This window comes from Rummeliibacillus sp. TYF-LIM-RU47, assembly GCF_008638315.1.
Lineage (GTDB): Bacteria > Bacillota > Bacilli > Bacillales_A > Planococcaceae > Rummeliibacillus > Rummeliibacillus stabekisii.
Genome location: NZ_VVIR01000005.1, coordinates 103650 through 123539, shown reverse-complemented (window position 1 = coordinate 123539; position 19890 = coordinate 103650). Strand labels below are relative to the sequence as shown.

Here is a 19890-nt window from a genome sequence, read left to right as displayed (position 1 = left end):
ATCTCTATGTCTACTCATAGGGATTTTTTGCGTCTACGTCCACTTTAAAGGAGGACGAACAGTGAGATTTGATGAAGTTGTTAGAGAAGAAGCAGATGCATATTGGGATGATAGCATGGTACACCCATTCGTGAAAGGGTTAGTACAGGGCACACTGCCAATGGAGAACTTTAAATTTTATATGATGCAGGATGCCATTTATTTAAAGCATTACTCAAAAATATTGGCAATAGCAGCATCCAAATCAGAGACGAACCAGGAAATGGCCTATTATCTTGAATCAGCTAGAAGTATAAATGAAGCAGAACTTGAGCTCCACCGGACTGTTTTCAAAGAACTTCATATTGGAGAACAGGAACAAGCGGAGCTTATTCCTGCGCCAGCCAACAATAATTATATTAACCATATGTATAACGCCGTTCTAAACGAAAGCCTGCCAGTTGCATTTGCCGCGTTGCTGCCATGTCCTTGGTTATACCAAAGTATTGGTGAAGAGTATAAAGATGAAAAACCGACACAGAAGTTATACAGAGATTGGATTGAATTGTATAGCGGTAAAGAGTTTAAAGATCAACTGGGTATCCAAAAGCAGATGCTCAATAAGTATGCGAAAGAAAACCCAGCTGACCATCAAAAGATGAAAGCATTTTTCCAAATGAGTGCCTATTATGAATGCAAGTTTTGGGATATGGCCTGGTCTTTAGAAAATTGGAAGGACCTTTCACCTTATGAGCTTGCTTAAAATAAATCAGGAAAATCCTTTAATCCACTGTATAACAAATTATGTAGTAGCAAATTTTACAGCAAACGGACTGCTCGCGATTGGGGCATCGCCAGTTATGGCAGATGAAATTGCAGAGGTTGGAGATATGGTTTCTGTTGCAAGTGGTTTACTTGTTAATATTGGTACCATTAATGGCCGAACAAAAGAAGCAATGATTGTAGCTGGGCGCAAAGCGAATGAAGTGGGAATTCCTGTGGTCCTTGATCCGGTAGGTGTAGGTGCCACTGCCTTTCGCCGCGAGACGGTGAAGAATCTATTGAGAGAAATCAAATTTGATCTTATTCGCTGCAATACTGGAGAACTTGCAGCTATCGCAGGTGTCAATTGGGACTCAAAGGGAGTAGACAGCGGTGTAGGAGAGATGGATATCGAGCAGACAGCAAAGGCTATAGCGAAACAGTACAACTGCTTTGTCATTGTCACGGGCGAGGTGGATATTGCCACAAACGGTGAAAGTATTGATTATATAGCAGGCGGCCATGAGCTCATGACAAAGATAACAGGAACAGGTTGTTTGCTTAGCGCCATCTGTACAGCAGCCTTAGCAGTAGAAAGAAATGATCTTTCTATCTTAGTCGACGTTCTGAAAGACTATAAAAAGGTTGCGGAGAAGGCTCGCCAGAAGGAATGGTTAGGCACTGTTCAACAAGAGGTGCTCAATCAATTGCACCAGATTGCAGGAGGGCGAGCATAATGAATATTGCCATGACTATTGCCGGTTCTGACAGCGGTGGAGGAGCAGGTATTCAAGCAGATCTAAAGACTTTCCAGGAGCTTGGCGTTTTTGGCACATCGGCTATTACAGCATTGACTGCGCAAAATACGCTAGGTGTTGAGGGCATATTCTCTGCCGATCCCTCATTTGTTCAGCAGCAAATCGAAGTAGTGATGAAGGATATGCCGGTAAAAGCGGTGAAAACGGGCATGTTGTTTTCTGCCGAGATTATTGAAGCTGTAACACATAGTTTGCGAGATAAAGAGACACAATTGGTAGTAGACCCAGTGATGATTGCGAAAGGTGGAGCATCTTTGTTGCAACATGAGGCAGTGACTGCGCTGAAAAAAACCCTATTGCCGCGTGCAACTGTTCTTACACCAAACATACCAGAAGCAGAGGTAATAAGCGGAATCGAGATAAAAAGCCCAAAAGACTTAGAAAAGGCTGCAAACGCAATGCTTGCAATGGGTGTTTCATGCGTCATTATAAAAGGCGGTCATTTAGAAGGTAAGGATGCAGTAGATACTGTATATTTTCAAGATGATTCGTTCTTTTCAATGCAAACGAAGCGAATTTCCACTGTTCAAACACACGGTACAGGATGTACATTCTCAGCAGCGCTAACCGCTTTTTTGGCACAGGGCTTCTCTTTAAAAAGTGCCATAATAGAAGCGAAAAAATTTGTCCATTTAGCTATTCAACATCCATTAAATATAGGGAATGGACATGGCCCTACAAACCATTTTGCGTATAAAAAATTAAGCGGCAACTGTGAGGTGACAATTAGTGAGGAAAGAGAATTTAGCAGTTTATCTAATTATGGGCACGCAAAACTGCATTGAACCACCCCTCGAAGTGCTCGAACAAGCATTACAGGCTGGTATCACAATGTTTCAGTTGCGTGAAAAGGGTGAAGGGGCATTAACTGGCAAAGAACTTGAAATGTTCGCGAGTGAGTGCCAGAAGCTATGTAAACAATATGAGGTCCCATTTATTGTGAATGATCATATCGATTTGGCTTTGAAGATAGAAGCGGATGGTGTACACATAGGACAGGATGATATGGCTCTAGAAAAAGTACGGACGAAATTTAAAGGGAAGGTAATTGGCGTTTCCGTACACACAAAAGAAGAATTGGTGCAGGCTGTGAAACAAGGTGCAGATTATGTTGGAATAGGACCTATTTATGAAACGAAGTCCAAACAAGATGCCAAAAAGCCTGCAGGAGTAACATTTTTACAACAGGCTAGAATGTTGTATCCAAACCTCCCTATTGTGGCTATTGGTGGTATTACCGCTCATAATGCACAGCCGTTAAAAAAGAGCGGAGCGAACGGTGTCGCAATCATTTCAGCGATATGTCAAAGCGAAGATTGCAGGCCTGTGGTAAGATCTTTTCAATCTATTTTTGAAGCATAATAAAAGCTGCATGAACTGTCTTAATGACAACTTCATGCAGCTTTTTTAGATTGTATATTATTTCGTTTCCTCTTGATCAATCCAGCTATAGCTTAGTTCCTCTGCTTTCCCTTGATCGTCTGTTTCAATCCGAACCATTTTGCCTTCCAATTTGGTTTGAGATCTCGCTTCATCATCCAATTCAAAGTCATGCGTTTTCTGGAATGTATTATTGCCATTTGGCGTTTGAAGAGTTATTTCATTTGAATCATTCTTAATGAGTTTACCAATGATCTCTTTTTCAACACCATCTCTATCATATACACCATCCTGATCTGCGAGGGTTTTGTCTGTTGGCTTAACACTTTCTGCAACGGCTTTATCCGTGGATACTTCCACAACGACTTGTTTATCTTGCAAATCACCTTTCATACCTTTTTTGTCGCTTTCAAAGGATGAATTCTTTTGAATGGCTACTTGTTTTCCGTGAATCTCTAGGGTGATCTCATCGTCATTTTCTTTCACATATTTGCCTACTAGATCAAAGTCACCTTCTGATGAATCATTTTTATCTGGATCCTTTGAAAGGTTCTTTAGAGTTTTTAATTCGGCACTTTCATTAGGGCTTGTACTTGTATTACTGTTCTCAGTTTGTTTAGGCTGAGAACTGTCTTTTTGAGGGCTTGTGTTTTTGGTATCATTGCCGCACCCTGCTAAGATAACCCCTGCTGCCAGAAATAGTGATGCTTTTGGTAGATACTTCTTCATATTATTGTTCAATTGACTTCACTCCCTAAACAATAGTATTTCCTTTTTCTTTAAAAGTGAAACGTATAAGTTAGATTTAACAACAGATGCAGGAAATAGTATGTGGTGGATAGAAGTTAACTAGAAAGAATTATATATAGAAGGGAGTTCAAAAACATGAAGTTAGTAATTCGGAAAATGAGTTATCCAGATATTCAAGAGGTACAAGAAATCGCGCAGACGAGTTGGCATTCAACATATGATGGAATCATTCCAAGCGATGTGCAGAATCGCTTTCTTGCGCAAGCATACAACCCAGACATGTTAGAAAAAAGATATTCAGGGTCACCTTTTTATGTGGCAGAACAAGAGGGTGTAATCGTAGGCTTTGCCAATTACTCGAATATACAGTCTGGCCAATGGGTTGAATTGGCTGCCATCTATCTTCATCCTGAATATCAGAAGCAGGGGATAGGGACTGCTCTTTTACAAAAAGGCATTGAAGATTTGAAGCCAGCGTATGTATGCATAAATGTAGAAAAAGATAATACAATCGGTATGAACTTTTATAAGGCAAAAGGATTTAAAGTAATAGAGGAATTTGAAGAAGATTTCGACGGGCATCAATTACAAACGGTCCGGATGAAGTTAGAGGTTAAAGAGGGAGAAACATATGAAGAATCATCAGTCCAATAAGCTGGATTTTCAAAGAATACAAGAGAATGAGCGCGCTAAGTATGTATCCTATTTGATGCTAGCCGATGAGGAAGCAATAGTACGTACTTATTTAAATAAAGGTGTACTTTATGCCATATGTAGCAATGAGGAGACTATTGGAGTGGCATTATTTATAGAAATAGATGAGCATACGATTGAATTAAAAAATTTGGCATTAGAAAAGGCTTGGAGAGGGAAAGGGGTAGGTAAAGAAATTATAGCTGAATGTACGTTGCTGTTCACAAAAGCTGGTTTTAAAAAAATGATTGTGGGAACGGCTAATTCTAGTATTGATAACATTGCTTTTTACCAAAAATGTGGCTTTCGTTTATCTGGGGTGAAAAAAGGCTTTTTTGCTGCTTATCCTACCCCTATTTATGAAAACGGGATTAGAGCGCTGGACATGGTGATGTTTGAGAAAGAGCTATGATAAGAATTTGGGGGTTATAACTATATGAAAGTGGGCATAACGGGCGGGTCCGGATTTGTAGGGAAAAAGCTAGCAGAGCTGCTACTGGAAAATGGCCATGAAGTCTATATCTTAACAAGAGGGCATGCAAAAAAAGAAAATGGAATGACCTATGTGAAGTGGCTTGGTGAAGATGATGCTCCTGAAAAGGAATTAGATTCAATCGATGCATGGGTTAACTTGGCCGGAAAATCGATTAATGATGGACGTTGGTCAGAAACGCATAAAAAAGAAGTAGTAGATAGCCGTATGTTAGCCACGGAGGAATTGATCCGCATTATCAAAGCAGTCTCATATAAACCGACTGTACTTGTTAACGCAAGTGCGATTGGCATCTATCCAGCTTCTACGACAGCTAGTTATACCGAAACATCTACAGAAAAGGCAACAGATTTTTTAGGTGAAACAGTTCAAAAATGGGAAGGTATGGCGAATAGGGCAGAAGAGGCAGGCGTAAGGACAGTCCTAGCCAGATTTGGCGTGATTCTTGGGGATGAGGGCGCATTACCGCTTATGACATTGCCTTATAAGTTATTTGTAGGCGGTACTGTAGGAAGCGGAAGACAATGGGTTTCCTGGGTTCATGTAGACGATGTTGCTCGTGCTATCTTATATGCAATTATCACTTCATCTTTAAATGGGCCAATTAATGTTACAGCACCCAACCCCCTTAGAATGAAAGATTTTGGTCGTGCAATTGGTGAAGTTTTAAGGCGGCCTCATTTTCTTCCTGTTCCAAGCTTTATGATGAAGCTATTGCTGGGCGAAAAAAGTACAATAGTACTTGAAGGCCAAAACGTGCTCCCTCAAGCGTTGTTAGATTCAGGGTTTAATTATAAATACCCAACGGCAGAAGAAGCGCTAAAAGATATAATGGGTATATAATACTACATTATTTATTTGCCATAAGAGTGTAATAGGAATTACGTTATGGTATAATTTATTAAAAATAAAATCAATAAGTACTATATTAATGGTGAAATAAAAGGTGATGACAGTATGCTAGATTTTATAAAAAAGAATAATGTAAAAATAAATGGTGAAGGAGAACAAGCTATCATTTTTGCCGCGGGTTTTGGCTGTGATCAAACTATGTGGCGCTATGTTGCACCGCAATTTGAAAAAGAATACCGCGTCATTTTATTTGATTATGTAGGAGCGGGAAAATCTGATTACTCTGCATATCAATCTGAAAAATATAAAACCTTAGAAGGCTATGCGCAGGATGTAGTGGAAATGTGCAAGGAGCTAAATCTGAAGGAAGTTATTTTTGTTGGACATTCTGTCGGCGCTACGATAGGTATGCTTGCATCACTACAAGACCCGGCGCTTTTTAAGCAGCTAATCATGCTTGGGCCATCCCCTTGCTATATAAATGATTTACCTTCCTATAAAGGTGGATTTGAACGAGAGGATTTAGATGGGCTTTTTGAAATGATGGAGCTAAACTACATTGGCTGGGCTAACTATCTTTCTAAAGTAGTCATGAAAAATTTGGACAGACCAGAGCTTGCTGCTGAATTGGAGGGAAGCTTTTGTTCCACAGATCCACTGTGTGCAAAAGAGTTTGCAAGGGCTACTTTTTTATCTGATTATCGCCATGTGCTTCAACAAGTAACTGTTTCAACGTGTATTTTACAGTGTGAAGACGATTCAATAGCACCGAAAGAGGTAGGTATTTATATGAATGAACATATAAAAGAAAGCGCTATCTTTTTTATGGAGGCAACTGGACATTGTCCACATGTAAGTCAGCCGGAAGAAACAACGCAGTTAATTTTCACATGTCTAGCGAATATTTAAGAGGTAGATGATTAAGTATGAATGAACAATTAAATTATGCCCCTTGTAGTTATTTACTGCTTGCAGAAAATGGGCGAATTTTGGATGCTAATTTTATGCTACTTCAATTGCTTGAATTTGAAATGTCTGAACTCAAAGGAAAGTCCATTCAGTCCCTTTTGACGGTTCCAAGCCAAACATTCTATCAATTATTTGTATTGCCAATCGTCGAAATGGAAGAAAGCGTAGAAGAAGTGTACATATCTTTAAAGTCAAAAACAGGCAGAGAAGTCCCTGTTATTATGAATGCAATAAAGCAGTTAAATGATGGGGGAATAACAATTTCGTGTGCCATGATAGCAATAAAAAAAAGGCGTGAATACGAAAAAGTGCTATTAGCAGCTAAGAAGGAAGCTGAGGAAAGAAATATCGCTAAGAAAAAGGCTATCCAGGAACTAAACGGATTACGCAAGGAACTGGAGAATAAGCAACAGGAGTTAATCGGTATGAACACCATGCTTCAAGAGCTGGCGATGACAGACGAGCTTACAGGTTTGCATAACCGAAGGGGTTATTCAGAGAAGATGGTAGAATGTATCAGCCAATTTAACAAAACAGGCAACCCTTTTTCTCTATTAATTATCGATATTGATCATTTCAAGAAAGTGAATGATACATTTGGCCATCCGATAGGTGACCAGGTGTTAAAAACAATTTCCCAAATGATTCAAGAGAAGATAGGCGGCGAAGATGTTGCGGCTAGAATCGGCGGAGAGGAATTTGCTGTAATTTTGGGAGAGGCCAATCAGAGAGAGGCTTTAGAGGTAGCAGAGGGTCTACGCGAATATGTGGCTGGTTCATTATGGACGATTCCTACCGTCACGATCAGTATAGGAGTAGCGACGGCGACAATGGACGTTACTGAGCAATCAATTCAAGCGCGTGCAGATGAAGCGCTTTACGCATCAAAAGAGAAAGGGCGCAATATGGTAACGCATGCAACAGAGATTTATATGTAAAAAGTGAAAAGACGATTTTTTTGTGATCATGGAGGCAAAAAAATCGTCTTTTTATATTAATAGGAATGGTAGCTGTCTTATTTTTTAAAAGAGAACATTTTAAATAATTGTAATCTCTTTTTATCAATAATTTGTAATTCTTCTTTAATGATATGGTGTTCATGTTTGGCTAACCATTGTTTTAATTCATGTTTATCCTTGCAGTTCGTTAGGTAAATTTGTCCTTCTGTACCAACAGCATTTACGGTATATCGGTTGTTTGTTTGTCTCATGTTAGCCACCTTTAAAGAGTAGTTATAGGGAACTTGTAAGTCGCTGCCTTTTTCTTCGTAAATCAATCTGTCATGTATAATATATGATATTTGAAGTTATTGTCAATACCCAAATGATTGATATAATCATATGCAGTTAAAGTAAAATTATTCGCATAATTCTAGTTAGCATGTGGTAAGATATGAGATAAATTTAAATCAATCCGCGTTTAAAATAGGATTGCGGAAATTACAACGAAAATAGGAGTAGCGATAGTGAAAATAAAGAGAAATATAAATCCATCTAAAACGTTGGTGCTAGGTTTTGCGATTTTAATTTTGGTTGGCGCAACTCTTTTATCTTTGCCAGCTGCAACGGAGAATGGTGAGGGATTGCCCTTTTTGAAGGCCTTATTTACAGCTACGTCCGCGACGTGTGTTACAGGCTTAGTTGTCGTAGACACTGGGAGTACATTTTCTCTTTTTGGCGAGTTAGTCATTCTTTCTTTAATCCAAATTGGCGGACTAGGATTCATGACCTTCGCATCTTTTATTTTTATGCTACTAGGAAAGAGAATTTCCTTAAAAGAAAGGTTGGTATTAAAAGAGGCTATTAATTTAAATGACTTTACAGGTATTGGGATTTTGGTGAGAAGGATATTGCTTTTTACAGGGGTAATTGAATTTTCGGGCGCTCTTCTTTTAGCGATTCGTTTTTCGTACGATATGCCAATTGGAAAAGCTATTTATTATGGAGTCTTCCATTCCATTTCAAATTTTAATAATGCTGGTTTTGATTTATTGGGAGGATTTCGTAGTTTGACATCTTATGTGGATGATCCCGTCATTGTTCTAACCATCTGTGCTCTCATAACACTAGGGGGAATCGGCTTTATTGTAATGAATGATTTGTATGAGTATAGAAAAACAAGGAAACTATCCTTGCATACCAAGATTATGCTAATCACATCTATATCTCTTACGCTTTTCGGAACAATAGCTATATACTTACTTGAACTTGGCAATACCAAAACATTTGGTCCTCTTTCACCATTAGGGCAAGTATTGGGTGCGTTATTCCAATCTGTAACATCTCGTACTGCGGGCGCCAATACATTGCCTATAGGAGATTTAACGCACGCAACGTTGTTAATTATGATGTTTCTTATGTTCATTGGAGGAGGATCAGGTTCGACTGCAGGCGGTATCAAAGTAACAACCTTTGTCGTCTTACTTGCAACAGTTTGGAGCCAAATAAAAGGACGCGAAGATATTGTGATTTTTAAGAAAAGACTGGTAAAGGAAATAGTATTTAAAGCATTCACAGTAGCAATGTGTGGTTTTGCTATAGTTGCTTTTGTCACCTTCATATTAAGCATTACAGATACAGGGCATCACTTTATTATGTATTTATTTGAAGCAACATCAGCATTTGGGACAGTAGGTTTGACCATGGGTTTAACAACTGAACTTTCACCGATCGGCCAACTGCTCATTATACTAACGATGTTTGCAGGGAGACTAGGTCCACTTACAATTGGTATTGCTATTACACGGAGACGCCAAAAAGAAACGTTCCATCGACCAAAAGGTAATATTATGATCGGTTAATGAATAGGAGTGAAAATGATGGTAGTTAGACAATACGCAGTCATTGGGTTAGGTAGATTTGGAACAAGTATCGCACGCAGGCTGCATGAGGCTGGCCAAGAAGTGTTAGGTATCGATATTAATGAAGAACGAGTCAATGATGCTGAGCAATATGTAACAGAAGCTGTTATTGCAGATGCTACGGAGAAGAAATCGCTTGTTTCATTGGAAGTTGATACGTTTGATTGTGTCATTGTAGCAATTGGTGATGACTTACAAACAAATATATTAACAGCGATGCTTTTAAAAGAGTTGGGTGTTAAAAAGACGATTGCAAAAGCCCTTGGCCGACGTCATGGAATTCTTTTAGAAAAAGTAGGTGTTGATTGGGTTATTTATCCGGAACGAGATATGGGCGAGCGGGTAGCAAACCAACTGTTATCACCTAACATGCTAAATTATATTGAGCTCTCTAAAAACTATAATATCGAAGAAATAGTCATACCTAAGCACATGGAAGGTAAGACATTAAGGGAACTTGATATCCGTGCGAAGTATAATTTAAGCGTTATCGCATTGTTGCGAGACGGAGAAATCATTGTTACACCACCTGTTGATCAAAAATTCGAAAAAGAAGATCTCCTGGTAATGATTGGTCATAGAGATGATTTAGCGAAATTTTCAAGTTTATAAGGCGGACGTGTTTTGTTTGAAATTCGAAGAAAGTAGGTAAAGGTAGATAGAACTACTAGAAAGGATGATAAACATATGGCACAACAAATAACAATACAGCTGCAGGATGAAGAGATGACACAACTTAATGCGAAAGCCAAAGAACAAGGCTTGCCACTAGAAGAGTATGTACGTCGACTTGTTGAGAACAATCTATTAGAAGAAAAGCAGTCTAATCCCTCTGTAAGCGGTACTAGTGATGGCGACCAAATCGAAATTGCTGCAAATGAAGCGGTTTCTTCTGAGGGCAAACGTCGACAAGCATTAAGCAATGAAAATGATGTAAAGTTTAACGAATATTCTAGTACAGATGGAAGAACAAATCCGTAAAAGAACTGCAGGCTATGGCTTGCGGTTTTTTATATAATGAAGGACGTTCCTATGAAGACTTGTTTAATAGAAAACGATAATAAAGGGGGAATCAGAAAGCAATATAATTACTAATTAAGCGATAAGTATATAAATATCTAAAAAATTTCAAAAAAAGAGTTTAATAATTTGGTCCGCGGGAATATAAATAATGAGCTTAACTAAGAAAGAATAAGTTCAAAAAAACATCAAAATACCAAACATACTAGGAGGAATTTAAAATGGCTAAAGACAATAAAGAACGTAACGATGGAAAAATGACAGTGGAAGAAGCAGGACGTAAAGGCGGAGAAACAACAGCTGAAACACATGGCCGTGAATTCTACGAAGAAATTGGTAAAAAAGGTGGAGAAGCAACAGCAGAATCACATGGCCGTGAATTCTACGAAGAAATCGGTAAAAAGGGTGGAGAAGCAACAGCTGAAAACCATGACCGTGAATTCTACGAAGAAATCGGTAAAAAAGGCGGAGAAGCAACAGCTGACAACCATGATCGTGATTTCTACGAAGAAATCGGTAAAAAAGGTGGAGAAGCTACTTCTAAAAACCATGACCGTGAATTCTATGAAGAAATTGGCCAAAAAGGCGGAGAAGCTCGCAGCAACCAACGCTCTGATAGCGATGACAACGACGGCAAAATGAGCCGCGAAGAAGCTGGCCGTAAAGGCGGAGAAGCTCGTGCTCGTAAAAACCGCAAAAAATAAGACAGAGATTAATCAATAATTAATTAATCTCTATCATTACTAGGTGTATTTATTTTAGCACACAAAAGTGAAAATTACTAGGTAAGAGTGTTTGTGAGGATTTATTCTTCACAAACACTCTTTTTTTGTGTCAAAAATAGTATTTTTTAATATTTAGCATGTTTTTTTTATTGTGATGAATATTTTTCCTTGAATTTACATATAACTTCGTATATATTAAATCAAGTTTGATTTTTATTGACGGGCTTTGCCCATTTCTTGCGAACGAACATTTTGAGGAGTTAATGCATTATGCAAGCACAGTACACATCACAACATTTTCAAGAACTTATTCAATCAATTATGGAAGTAGTTAATATAGGAAAAGAACTTAGAGAAGATCAATCAGGAATTAATATGAGCTATAATTTTATTGGAGATTATGTTAGCTTTGATCCATCTCGTTTGTTGAAGGCAAATGATGAACTATCACATAGAGTTTCAATTGAAGAATATGTAAAAGCCATTACGATTCATGAACTCGGCCATGCTATGGACAGGGATGCTTTGCTAGCATCGTTGACTAGAACTTTTGAGATTTTTGACTTAAAGGAAAGCCATACTTTTGATGAGTTTTATGCTGATCAAACATTAATGAGTGTGCTAATTGAAGAGCACGAAATGAATATAGTATTTGAAGAAACAGCATGGAAGAACGCAGAAAAGTTAAATCGTCTTTATCAACTTGTTGAGGAAGAAAGCTTTCATCTAATAAAAGAACATAGTTTATCTACTTATCGAAAATTATATCAGGAAGATTTGGAACACTTTCAAAAACTTCAAAGTGTGCCTAGTTTACAGCCTGCCTAATGAAAAAAAGCCCCCATATGGAGGCCTTTTTTATTGTAGAGAAATAATTATCCTTTTTTAGATTCCACATTCGTAAGAATAATTTTGCTCTTAGGAATGCTCGGAATGTCTGACATGCTATAGCTTAAATCTTGTGGGGGCATTGTATATGTTAATTTGTTTACTAGATAATCAAGGCAGACCTTCAAAATCTCTACCGTTGCCCATTCACCAGCACAGCGATGTCCCATTACAAAATCACCGCCACCTTGTGGAATAAATGAAAAAGGACTTTCCTTCCAATCTTTAAATCGTTCAGGTAAGAACTTATCAGGATTTTCCCACTCATCAGGATCATGGTTTGTTCCATATAAATCTAATAGGGTAAGTGTACCTTCTTCAAAGTCATATCCCTTCCACGTAAAGCTTTCTTTTGTTGTGGCTCCTGTGAACGGGAAGAAAGGATAAAAGCGTCTTACTTCTTGAATGAACATTTGCGCATACGCTGGGTCACCTGTTTCAAGCTTTTTTCGGTCTTCTGGATAATTGTGCAGAGCTAGAGCTAAAAAGTTTACAAAAATAGAAACAGCTACAATTGGGCGCAAGATGTTTAATATTTCGACCGCAACCACATGCTTATCCAATAAGTGATTATCTAGATCACGATGTGTAGCAAAAATCGATAAAATAGAATCCGCTGAAACGGTCACCTTTTCTTCCCGAATAGCCTCTACTAACTCAATGAGTGATTTTTCAATTCTATTACGTGACATTCTGCCACCCCAATTACGAGGGCCTACTGCTGCTGGTGTCTCAAATAAAGATGTTAAATCCTTCGAAAGCTTTTGTATTTGGTCTTTTGATAGAGGTACACCTGCCCACTCACATGCAACTTTGGTCAGAAGTAATTGCATTTCTTCAAATAAAACGACCTGTTCTTGGCTTCGCCATTTGTCTACAGCCATAGCGAATTGCTGGCCGGTGATATCTGCAAGCTGTTGTAGCCGTTCCTTTGTCATAACGGACATAAACATTTTTTTTCGATGTGTATGCTCTTCACCATCAAGACCTTGTACACCGCCTTTTCCAAAAAGGGTTTGAATAACTCGTTCGGGTACGACGCCGTGACGAATAAATTTTTTATTATCGTAGAATAATTCCGCTGCTTCTTTGCCGCTTAGACAAATTGCCTTTTTTCCAAGTACTCGGGTCTCAAAAACTTTGGAATTCAGCGTATTACGGCGATTAGCTAAAAATAGATAGCCTTCTTTTAATAAACTGAGAGTGTGATCAACGCCTTCTTCTTTGGGTAAAGCTTTTTCATTTGGCATCCGTGAATTCATCCTCCTAAAACGCATGATTACTTGTATAAAGTGTTCCCTTTTTTACATAAAAAAAACTGCATTAAACTTATTTGAAGTGAATTTTTCTATGTCTGTTTTGAGGCATAAATTATCGCTATCTGTAAATAGTAATTATAAATGCTTTGGAGGTGATGATGTGACAAGGAATAAATTTATATGGATTGCTGTTTGTGTTCTAGTCATCTCCATTGGTTACGCTACCTTAAGCAAAGCGGAAAATAAGGGACGGGAATACTATGAGAAAACAGGGCAAGTGCTGTGGGATGTGGAAACAGATGAAAAAATGATTGCATTAACTTTTGATGATGGGCCAGATCCAACATACACGCCGGAGATTTTAGATGTGTTGTCAAAATATAATGCGAAGGCCACCTTTTTTGTTCTAGGCAAAAGCGCAGAAAAGCATCCAGATATTATTAAGCGTCAATACGCTGAAGGACACGAATTAGCAAACCATACTTATTCACATCCGTATAAGGTCAATAGCAAGGCATTAGTGGAAGAATTGAATCAAACGAATGATATAATTCACAATATCACCGGCTTTTCGCCAAATCTTTTTCGACCGGTTGGCGGCAATTACAATGACCAAATGATACGGATAGCGCAAAAAGAAGGCTATAAAGTCGTGATATGGTCATGGCATCTAGATACACAAGATTGGAAAAATCCTGGTGTTAACAAAATCACTAAAAAAGTATTAAATGGAGCAAGACCAGGCGATGTTGTACTATTCCATGATGGAGGCGGGAATCGGAAGCAAACTATTCAGTCTCTTGAGGTCATCTTAAATAAATTGCAGAAAAAAGGGTTCAAGTTTGTGACAATATCAGAATTAATGGGTAATATAAAGAAGGAAAATAATGAAAAGAGTTTAGAGGAGGAATTAAAGTGAAAGTCGTAGCAATTGTCGGAAGTATTCGAAAAGAGTCTTATAATTTAATGTTGGCACAATATATCGAGAAAAAGTATTCTAACCAATTTGATTTAGAAATTTTACGTTTAAATGATATCCCAATGTACAATCAAGATACAGAAAATGAGCCACCACAATCGGTGATTGATTTTAAACAAAAAGTAAAAGAAGCAGATGCTGTTCTTTGGGTAACTCCTGAGTATAATGCTTCTATTCCAGGTGTACTTGGTAATGCGATTGACTGGTTATCTCGTGTTGACCAAGTAATGATTGGTAAACCTTCGCTTATTATGGGTGCTTCTATGGGTAACTTGGGCACAGTTAAAGCGCAAGGACATCTACGCGATATTTTATTTGCCCCAGGCTTAGGTTCTCCAGTTCTTCAACGAAATGAAGTGTATGTGGGAGCAGCGCATAATAAATTCGATAGCAATGGAAACTTAACTGACGAGAGTACAGTGAAGTTTTTAGACTCTGTTATCGAAAACTTCGTAGAATGGATGAAATTATACGTATAACGTTTAAAACAGCATAAATTTGCCTTTATAGATTCTAAAAAAGATCCCTCGCCTATATATAGTAATAATGAATATATAGTAGGGGGATTTTTTAATGCTTAGAAAATATTCAGCTCTTGCTATTCAGTTGCTCTTGTCTGTTGGCTTTATGTATTTTGGATATTTGAAGCTGACCGCCCACACCATGCATGTTGCAAACTTTTCGGAAGTATTTAGCTACGGAAAAGTAATCATGTACGGCGTGGGTGCACTCGAAGCAACTTCAGGGGTCGGCTTATTGCTTGGCTTCTGGAAAAAAGGTTTTGTGCCAATTTCTAGCTGTATCTTGGCTGCATTGATGGCAGGTGCCGTTTCCACACATTTAATGGTTGGACAAGGACTGGATGTCGCTATTAAACCGTTCATCTTTTTTGTCTTATCTGCTGTCGTTTTTTTAATAGCTACGAGGGAAATTCCGAAAGTGTAGAGCTGTCCTATGACGGCTTTTTTTATTGGAAGCAGGAGACAAGGCAACGTTTAGATTTAACAAAAATGGGAAGTGATATAATGAGACAAAAAAGGAGAGATGCCAACATGAAATATTCTGCAAAAATTTTAAGCTGTTTTGTCGCTGTTGGCTTGCTGACGGCATGTTCAAGCAATACTGACAAGAGTGCAGATCACCAAAACGATGATGAAAATACTCAAAAAACAGGACAAGTAGCAAAAAGTGACAATGATAAAAAAACAAATGAAACAGGTAGCACAAACACATTAGGTGGCACAGAGCCTGAGGCCGATACGGAAAAGGCGAATAAGGTAGAAGGGCAAGGCAATAAATCGAGCGATGATTCTTCCTCAAGTACGTCAAAAACGGGGAAAGAAGTAGATAATACAAATAGTACAGTGGTTGAATCCATCCGAAAACAAATAAAAACAAACTTACCAGTGATGCTGCCAACCAATTTACCAGTAGAAGGCGGTAAATATTTGACTGCAAAAGTGCAATCAAATAACAATAATTACTCAGTTGTCTATTACCAAACGGACAAAGAAGTACCGATTAATGATGAATCTGTCAAAAAGTTAAGTAAAGACGATGTGATCGCGAAATTTACAGGACACCAATATGCGAGCACTGGAGAGGCATCCGACCAAATCGGTTTTGAAGAATACAGTAAAGCCGGTGGAGAAAAAGTCGATTTAGGACATAACATTACAGGCTACCAAGATGCAGGTGCAGGTTCATTGTGGATTGGCTGGAATGAAGGCAGATGGTCACTTGCTGCTCGTACGTCAACAGACAAGCCAAAAGATGGCCTTGAACTCGCAAAGAAAGCAGTAAATTATTTAGAAGACAATACGTTGCCAGCACCTAAAGACCACGGTATGATTCACCTGTCTGCCAAAGAGTCATCAGGCAACTTTGTAAAATGGCAAAATAATGGTGTCGTGTATTCATTAGAAAGAATAGAAGATTCAATGGATATGTTAAAAACCGCTACATCAGTGAAAAAAGACTAGAAAAAAGGGGGAGGCTCATACAAATGAGTCTCTTTTTTTCTTCAAAATAACCTATTTACTTTTGATGAAAATGGGAGTAATATAACGGCACGCTTCATAATTTGATTGTCAGGCTACGAGCTAAAAAGGTAATTCTGCAGAGCAGCAAAACTTGCTGTAACACTTTTTCTAGGTTGGGTCGGCCATCTTAATAAAGAGAAACTGAGGCTTGCATGGATGCATAATGCCTATAAAGGATTTATGCGCCTGCAGGTTATTTCTGCCTGCTTATAAAACAACGTTATGAAGCGATACGCATCCAAAGTAGGTGTTTTTATTGAGAATTTCAGTAAAACGAATGTTAATTGGCAAACCACTAAAATCAACAGAGCTAGGTGAGCAAAAACTGAGTAAAACAAAGGCGCTCGCTATTTTGTCATCAGACGCGCTATCTTCTGTTGCTTATGGGCCTGAACAAATATTAATTGTTCTAATGGCATTGGGGGCAGCAGCGTTTTGGTACTCCATCCCAATTGCCGTGTTTGTCGTGGTTCTCTTAGTGGCGCTTATTTTATCATACAGGCAAGTTATTTTTGCCTATCCGCATGGTGGGGGGGCCTATGTTGTTTCTAAGGAAAACCTAGGGATAACTGCGGGCCTTATATCTGGTGGTTCATTATTGGTCGATTATATTCTGACAGTAGCTGTAAGTGTATCTGCAGGAACAGATGCTATTACATCGGCATTTCCAAGCTTGCATGAATATAATATAGAAATCGCCATACTATTTCTTTTGTTTTTGACAATCATCAACCTGCGAGGAGTAACAGAATCTGCTTCAATCCTTGCATATCCTGTGTATCTCTTTGTTGCTGCCCTTATTATACTAATTGTCACAGGTATTTATAAAATCTTGACTGGGCAATTTTCGCCTAATCTCCATACGGCAATTGGTACGCCAGTTGCAGGGGTCAGCTTATTTATCCTGCTGAAGGCTTTTGCTTCAGGTAGTTCCGCTCTTACAGGAGTTGAAGCCATTTCAAACGCGATTCCTAATTTTAAAAAGCCTGCTCCTGTCAATGCAGCCAAAACTTTATTGGTTATGGGCGGATTGTTGGCTGTGCTGTTTGCCGGAATTGTATTCTTGGCTTATTATCTAGGGGTTGCGCCGGATCCAAAGGAAACTGTTGTCTCCCAAATGACAAGAGAAGTCTTTGGACGGTCATGGCTATACTTCTTTATCCAAGGAATTACAGCGCTCATTTTAGTATTAGCGGCTAATACAGGCTTCTCAGCTTTTCCGCTATTAGCAGTCAATCTTTCGAAAGACAAATACATTCCAAGAATGTTTCAAGTAAGAGGTGACCGTTTAGGCTATTCAAACGGCATCATTATGCTGGGCGTATTTGCCATGTTACTTATTCTTGTTACACAAGGTTCTACAGAAAAATTGATCCCTTTATATGCAGTCGGTGTGTTCATACCGTTCACATTGGCGCAAACAGGTATGATGGTGAAATGGTGGCGAGAAAGGCCTAAAGGATGGCAAGGGAAATTTTTGATCAATACGGTCGGCGCCTTTATTTCATTTGTTGTTGCGGCGATCTTCTTCTTAACGAAGTTTGATCATGTGTGGCCAGTGCTCATCTTTTTGCCAACATTGATTTATATTTTCCATAGGATTAAAAATCATTATGATTTAGTTGGCGAACAATTACGCGTAAATAAATTAACAAATGAACTTCCACGTATTGATGGAAATGTTATTTTAGTGCCGGTTGGAGGCATTAGTAAGGTAGTAGAACATTCTATCAGCTACGCAAAGTCATTGTCTCCAGATCTGTTAATTGCCATTTATGTAGCATTTGATAAAGAAGAATTGCATGCATTTGAGAAAAAATGGGAAAGTAGATTTCCGGATGTTAAGCTTTTAGCTCTTTATTCACCATATCGGAGCATCGTTTCCCCGTTAACGAAAGCCATTGATAAAATTGAACATAAGGCTAATTGTGAAAACCGACAAGTGTCGATCATTATTCCACAGTTCATACCGAAAAAAGGGTGGCAAAATATATTGCACAACCAGTCTAGCCTATTGATCCGAACATGGCTTTTGTATAAACGAAATGTAGTGATTATTTCAGTACCTTATCATCTGACTAAATAAGAAAAAGTTTCAAATGATAATAATAGGGTATATATAAGCATCTGAAATTTTGGGCATATTAAGTGAAGAAAACGTATAAAGCGCAAGGATACACTTTTCGCCACAAGTAAGGAGGCTTTACCCAATGAGATATTTATTGTTTTATGCTGGCCTTCTCTTATTGATTATTGGGCTGGCACATCCGCTTGGTATTGTTGAAGCTAATCTATTTAAATATATGTTGTACACCGGCATTATAGCGTTCGGTATAGGTGTACTATTATTGCCAGGTGAAATGGAAAATAGAGAGTAGGGCGATTGAGCGCCTTATTCTTCTGATAGGAAGAAGCTGCTGAGAAAGCAGCTTCTTTTTTGTGTCTTCACTATAAAATTAGTAGTATAGTTATTATAACATTCAGTCAATTGGGAGGGGAGAGAAAAGTTGAATAAATCTGCAGCGGTAAAAATGGCTATTTCTATGGCCATTTTTGGATCAATTGGTTTTTTTACAATTCATACAGGCATTCCTGCTGAGGAGCTTGTTTTTATCAGATGCATTTTTGCGACTCTTTTTTTAAGTGCTGTCTGGGCTTTAACCGGCAGCTACAAGAAAGAAAAGTGGAGCAAAAAAGAGATGCTTTACACGATTATATGCGGTGTATTTCTCGTATTAAATTGGGTTTTTCTATTTAAGGCTTTCCATGATATGGCGATTTCTCTCGCTATTTCTATCTATAATGTAGCACCCATTTTTCTGCTTCTTTTAGGAAGTGTTTTTCTAAAAGAAAGAATGTCGGTTGGTGCAGTATTAGCAGTAATTGTCTGCTTTTTAGGAAGCTTTTTAATTGTCGGCACAAAACAGTTTTCGTCATTCAGTATGCTGATAGATTCTGGATTTGTATGGGCGATTCTTTCAGCCATCTGTTATGCGATGACGATGTTTATTGGAAAGGGGATTAAAGAGCTTAGTTCTTATGCTTTAACATTTATTCAAACTTCTGTTGGTATCGTGATACTATTGCCATTTATGGATTTCAGCGTCTTTAGTGGTTTGACCAGTTTAAATTGGTTCTACATTTTAGGGACCGGCATCATTCATACTGGTTTTGTATATTATCTCTTCTTTGATAGTTTACGTAGCCTTCCAGCCATCATTGTGTCTGCCTTAGTCTTTTTAGATCCGCTTGTAGCTATTTTGCTGGATATCACTCTTTTAGATTTTAGCCCAACCATCTGGCAAACGCTTGGCATGATTCTTATATTTGGGGGCATTCTCTATACGCTGAAACAACCAGAAAAAAGTACAGATAAAAAAGAAGCTGTCCAGGAAGCGAGTTGACTTCCTGAACAGCTTTT

The 19890-nt window shown here is 38.4% G+C and carries 24 protein-coding genes; 21 read left to right on the top strand and 3 right to left on the bottom strand.

The genetic code is table 11. The annotated features are described in order from the left end of the window. Positions 1-61 precede the first annotated feature (61 nt). The 4 genes from tenA to thiE are packed head-to-tail and all read left to right on the top strand — an operon-like array spanning position 62 to position 2921. The gene (gene tenA / locus F0527_RS15340; RefSeq protein WP_150285481.1) at positions 62-742 is read left to right on the top strand and encodes a thiaminase II; all 681 of its coding nucleotides are present in this window, start codon (positions 62-64) and stop codon (positions 740-742) included. Further along, positions 729-1478: a hydroxyethylthiazole kinase gene (thiM, locus tag F0527_RS15335; protein ID WP_150285480.1), complete on the top strand. Its 750-nt coding sequence runs from the start codon at positions 729-731 to the stop codon at positions 1476-1478. Before tenA ends, thiM begins: the two co-directional genes overlap by 14 nt. Next, the gene (gene thiD / locus F0527_RS15330; RefSeq protein WP_150285479.1) at positions 1478-2344 is read left to right on the top strand and encodes a bifunctional hydroxymethylpyrimidine kinase/phosphomethylpyrimidine kinase; all 867 of its coding nucleotides are present in this window, start codon (positions 1478-1480) and stop codon (positions 2342-2344) included. Before thiM ends, thiD begins: the two co-directional genes overlap by 1 nt. Beyond that, complete coding sequence (gene thiE, locus F0527_RS15325) at positions 2289-2921, top strand: thiamine phosphate synthase (protein WP_150285478.1); 633 nt, start codon at positions 2289-2291, stop codon at positions 2919-2921. The genes thiD and thiE overlap by 56 nt, the downstream gene beginning before the upstream one ends. Positions 2922-2978: 57 nt before the next feature. On the opposite strand, the gene F0527_RS15320 is transcribed toward thiE, so the two are convergent. Then, positions 2979-3680 (bottom strand): hypothetical protein, encoded by a 702-nt coding sequence (locus F0527_RS15320; RefSeq protein ID WP_150285477.1) that lies wholly within the window; start codon positions 3678-3680, stop codon positions 2979-2981. A 144-nt stretch (positions 3681-3824) separates the two neighbouring features. Between F0527_RS15320 and F0527_RS15315 the strand changes: the two genes are divergently transcribed. The 5 genes from F0527_RS15315 to F0527_RS15295 all read left to right on the top strand — a co-directional run bounded on the left by F0527_RS15315 (position 3825) and on the right by F0527_RS15295 (position 7634). Beyond that, complete coding sequence (locus F0527_RS15315) at positions 3825-4343, top strand: GNAT family N-acetyltransferase (RefSeq protein ID WP_150285476.1); 519 nt, start codon at positions 3825-3827, stop codon at positions 4341-4343. Continuing rightward, positions 4321-4794 carry a GNAT family N-acetyltransferase gene (locus tag F0527_RS15310; RefSeq protein ID WP_150285475.1) on the top strand — a complete coding sequence of 158 codons (474 nt, stop codon included), beginning with the start codon at positions 4321-4323 and terminating at the stop codon, positions 4792-4794. Before F0527_RS15315 ends, F0527_RS15310 begins: the two co-directional genes overlap by 23 nt. 24 nt (positions 4795-4818) lie before the next feature. Next, the gene (locus F0527_RS15305) at positions 4819-5718 is read left to right on the top strand and encodes a TIGR01777 family oxidoreductase (RefSeq protein ID WP_150285474.1); all 900 of its coding nucleotides are present in this window, start codon (positions 4819-4821) and stop codon (positions 5716-5718) included. A gap of 114 nt (positions 5719-5832) precedes the next feature. Then, on the top strand, positions 5833-6636 hold the full coding sequence (locus F0527_RS15300) for an alpha/beta fold hydrolase (RefSeq protein ID WP_150285473.1): 804 nt from the start codon (positions 5833-5835) through the stop codon (positions 6634-6636). Between the two features lie 17 nt (positions 6637-6653). After that, on the top strand, positions 6654-7634 hold the full coding sequence (locus F0527_RS15295) for a sensor domain-containing diguanylate cyclase (RefSeq protein ID WP_150285472.1): 981 nt from the start codon (positions 6654-6656) through the stop codon (positions 7632-7634). A 77-nt stretch (positions 7635-7711) separates the two neighbouring features. Here the strand turns inward: F0527_RS15295 and F0527_RS15290 are convergent, their stop codons facing one another. Then, a complete protein-coding gene (locus tag F0527_RS15290; protein WP_066790465.1) occupies positions 7712-7906 on the bottom strand; it encodes a hypothetical protein in 195 nt (64 codons plus the stop codon). Positions 7907-8158: 252 nt separating this feature from the next. Between F0527_RS15290 and F0527_RS15285 the strand changes: the two genes are divergently transcribed. From F0527_RS15285 to F0527_RS15265, 5 genes are all read left to right on the top strand, one after another. After that, a complete protein-coding gene (locus F0527_RS15285) occupies positions 8159-9496 on the top strand; it encodes a TrkH family potassium uptake protein (protein ID WP_190323513.1) in 1338 nt (445 codons plus the stop codon). Positions 9497-9514: 18 nt separating this feature from the next. Further along, positions 9515-10168, top strand: a complete 654-nt coding sequence (locus F0527_RS15280; RefSeq protein WP_150285470.1) for a potassium channel family protein — start codon at positions 9515-9517, stop codon at positions 10166-10168. A gap of 75 nt (positions 10169-10243) precedes the next feature. Beyond that, complete coding sequence (locus F0527_RS15275) at positions 10244-10537, top strand: hypothetical protein (protein WP_150285469.1); 294 nt, start codon at positions 10244-10246, stop codon at positions 10535-10537. 260 nt (positions 10538-10797) lie between these two features. Next, complete coding sequence (locus F0527_RS15270; protein ID WP_150285468.1) at positions 10798-11280, top strand: KGG domain-containing protein; 483 nt, start codon at positions 10798-10800, stop codon at positions 11278-11280. Positions 11281-11571: 291 nt separating this feature from the next. Beyond that, positions 11572-12129, top strand: coding sequence for an integrase (locus F0527_RS15265; RefSeq protein WP_150285467.1), 558 nt, complete (start codon positions 11572-11574; stop codon positions 12127-12129). 47 nt (positions 12130-12176) lie between these two features. Here the strand turns inward: F0527_RS15265 and cypC are convergent, their stop codons facing one another. Beyond that, positions 12177-13439 carry a CYP152 family fatty-acid peroxygenase CypC gene (gene cypC / locus F0527_RS15260; protein ID WP_150285466.1) on the bottom strand — a complete coding sequence of 421 codons (1263 nt, stop codon included), beginning with the start codon at positions 13437-13439 and terminating at the stop codon, positions 12177-12179. Positions 13440-13608: 169 nt separating this feature from the next. Here cypC and F0527_RS15255 point away from each other — a divergent pair, with 169 nt between their 5' ends. The 7 genes from F0527_RS15255 (at position 13609) to F0527_RS15230 (ending at position 19873) form a co-directional block, all read left to right on the top strand. Next, entirely contained in the window at positions 13609-14367 is a 759-nt protein-coding gene (locus tag F0527_RS15255; protein ID WP_223823628.1) for a polysaccharide deacetylase family protein, read from the top strand. Continuing rightward, the gene (locus F0527_RS15250) at positions 14364-14906 is read left to right on the top strand and encodes an NADPH-dependent FMN reductase (protein ID WP_150285464.1); all 543 of its coding nucleotides are present in this window, start codon (positions 14364-14366) and stop codon (positions 14904-14906) included. The genes F0527_RS15255 and F0527_RS15250 overlap by 4 nt, the downstream gene beginning before the upstream one ends. Positions 14907-15000: 94 nt before the next feature. After that, the gene (locus tag F0527_RS15245) at positions 15001-15372 is read left to right on the top strand and encodes a DoxX family protein (RefSeq protein ID WP_150285463.1); all 372 of its coding nucleotides are present in this window, start codon (positions 15001-15003) and stop codon (positions 15370-15372) included. A 107-nt stretch (positions 15373-15479) separates the two neighbouring features. Continuing rightward, positions 15480-16409, top strand: a complete 930-nt coding sequence (locus F0527_RS15240) for a hypothetical protein (protein ID WP_150285462.1) — start codon at positions 15480-15482, stop codon at positions 16407-16409. 337 nt (positions 16410-16746) lie between these two features. Further along, a complete protein-coding gene (locus F0527_RS15235) occupies positions 16747-18555 on the top strand; it encodes an APC family permease (RefSeq protein WP_370454699.1) in 1809 nt (602 codons plus the stop codon). Positions 18556-18679: 124 nt separating this feature from the next. Further along, positions 18680-18847 (top strand): hypothetical protein, encoded by a 168-nt coding sequence (locus F0527_RS17150; protein WP_158512605.1) that lies wholly within the window; start codon positions 18680-18682, stop codon positions 18845-18847. Between the two features lie 153 nt (positions 18848-19000). Beyond that, entirely contained in the window at positions 19001-19873 is an 873-nt protein-coding gene (locus F0527_RS15230; RefSeq protein WP_190323512.1) for a DMT family transporter, read from the top strand. The last annotated feature ends 17 nt before the right edge of the window (positions 19874-19890 follow it).

What these genes read in the sequence shown, in the direction of transcription:
- thiM (WP_150285480.1), top strand. Translation starts at nt 729, where the DNA reads ATGAGCTTGCTTAAAATAAATCAGGAAAATCCTTTAATCCACTGTATA.
- thiD (WP_150285479.1), top strand. Translation starts at nt 1,478, where the DNA reads ATGAATATTGCCATGACTATTGCCGGTTCTGACAGCGGTGGAGGAGCA.
- F0527_RS15315 (WP_150285476.1), top strand. Translation starts at nt 3,825, where the DNA reads ATGAAGTTAGTAATTCGGAAAATGAGTTATCCAGATATTCAAGAGGTA.
- F0527_RS15310 (WP_150285475.1), top strand. Translation starts at nt 4,321, where the DNA reads ATGAAGAATCATCAGTCCAATAAGCTGGATTTTCAAAGAATACAAGAG.
- F0527_RS15305 (WP_150285474.1), top strand. Translation starts at nt 4,819, where the DNA reads ATGAAAGTGGGCATAACGGGCGGGTCCGGATTTGTAGGGAAAAAGCTA.
- F0527_RS15300 (WP_150285473.1), top strand. Translation starts at nt 5,833, where the DNA reads ATGCTAGATTTTATAAAAAAGAATAATGTAAAAATAAATGGTGAAGGA.
- F0527_RS15295 (WP_150285472.1), top strand. Translation starts at nt 6,654, where the DNA reads ATGAATGAACAATTAAATTATGCCCCTTGTAGTTATTTACTGCTTGCA.
- F0527_RS15290 (WP_066790465.1), bottom strand. Translation starts at nt 7,906, where the DNA reads ATGAGACAAACAAACAACCGATATACCGTAAATGCTGTTGGTACAGAA.
- F0527_RS15280 (WP_150285470.1), top strand. Translation starts at nt 9,515, where the DNA reads ATGGTAGTTAGACAATACGCAGTCATTGGGTTAGGTAGATTTGGAACA.
- F0527_RS15275 (WP_150285469.1), top strand. Translation starts at nt 10,244, where the DNA reads ATGGCACAACAAATAACAATACAGCTGCAGGATGAAGAGATGACACAA.
- F0527_RS15270 (WP_150285468.1), top strand. Translation starts at nt 10,798, where the DNA reads ATGGCTAAAGACAATAAAGAACGTAACGATGGAAAAATGACAGTGGAA.
- F0527_RS15265 (WP_150285467.1), top strand. Translation starts at nt 11,572, where the DNA reads ATGCAAGCACAGTACACATCACAACATTTTCAAGAACTTATTCAATCA.
- cypC (WP_150285466.1), bottom strand. Translation starts at nt 13,439, where the DNA reads ATGCCAAATGAAAAAGCTTTACCCAAAGAAGAAGGCGTTGATCACACT.
- F0527_RS15245 (WP_150285463.1), top strand. Translation starts at nt 15,001, where the DNA reads ATGCTTAGAAAATATTCAGCTCTTGCTATTCAGTTGCTCTTGTCTGTT.
- F0527_RS15240 (WP_150285462.1), top strand. Translation starts at nt 15,480, where the DNA reads ATGAAATATTCTGCAAAAATTTTAAGCTGTTTTGTCGCTGTTGGCTTG.
- F0527_RS15235 (WP_370454699.1), top strand. Translation starts at nt 16,747, where the DNA reads ATGTTAATTGGCAAACCACTAAAATCAACAGAGCTAGGTGAGCAAAAA.
- F0527_RS17150 (WP_158512605.1), top strand. Translation starts at nt 18,680, where the DNA reads ATGAGATATTTATTGTTTTATGCTGGCCTTCTCTTATTGATTATTGGG.
- F0527_RS15230 (WP_190323512.1), top strand. Translation starts at nt 19,001, where the DNA reads ATGGCTATTTCTATGGCCATTTTTGGATCAATTGGTTTTTTTACAATT.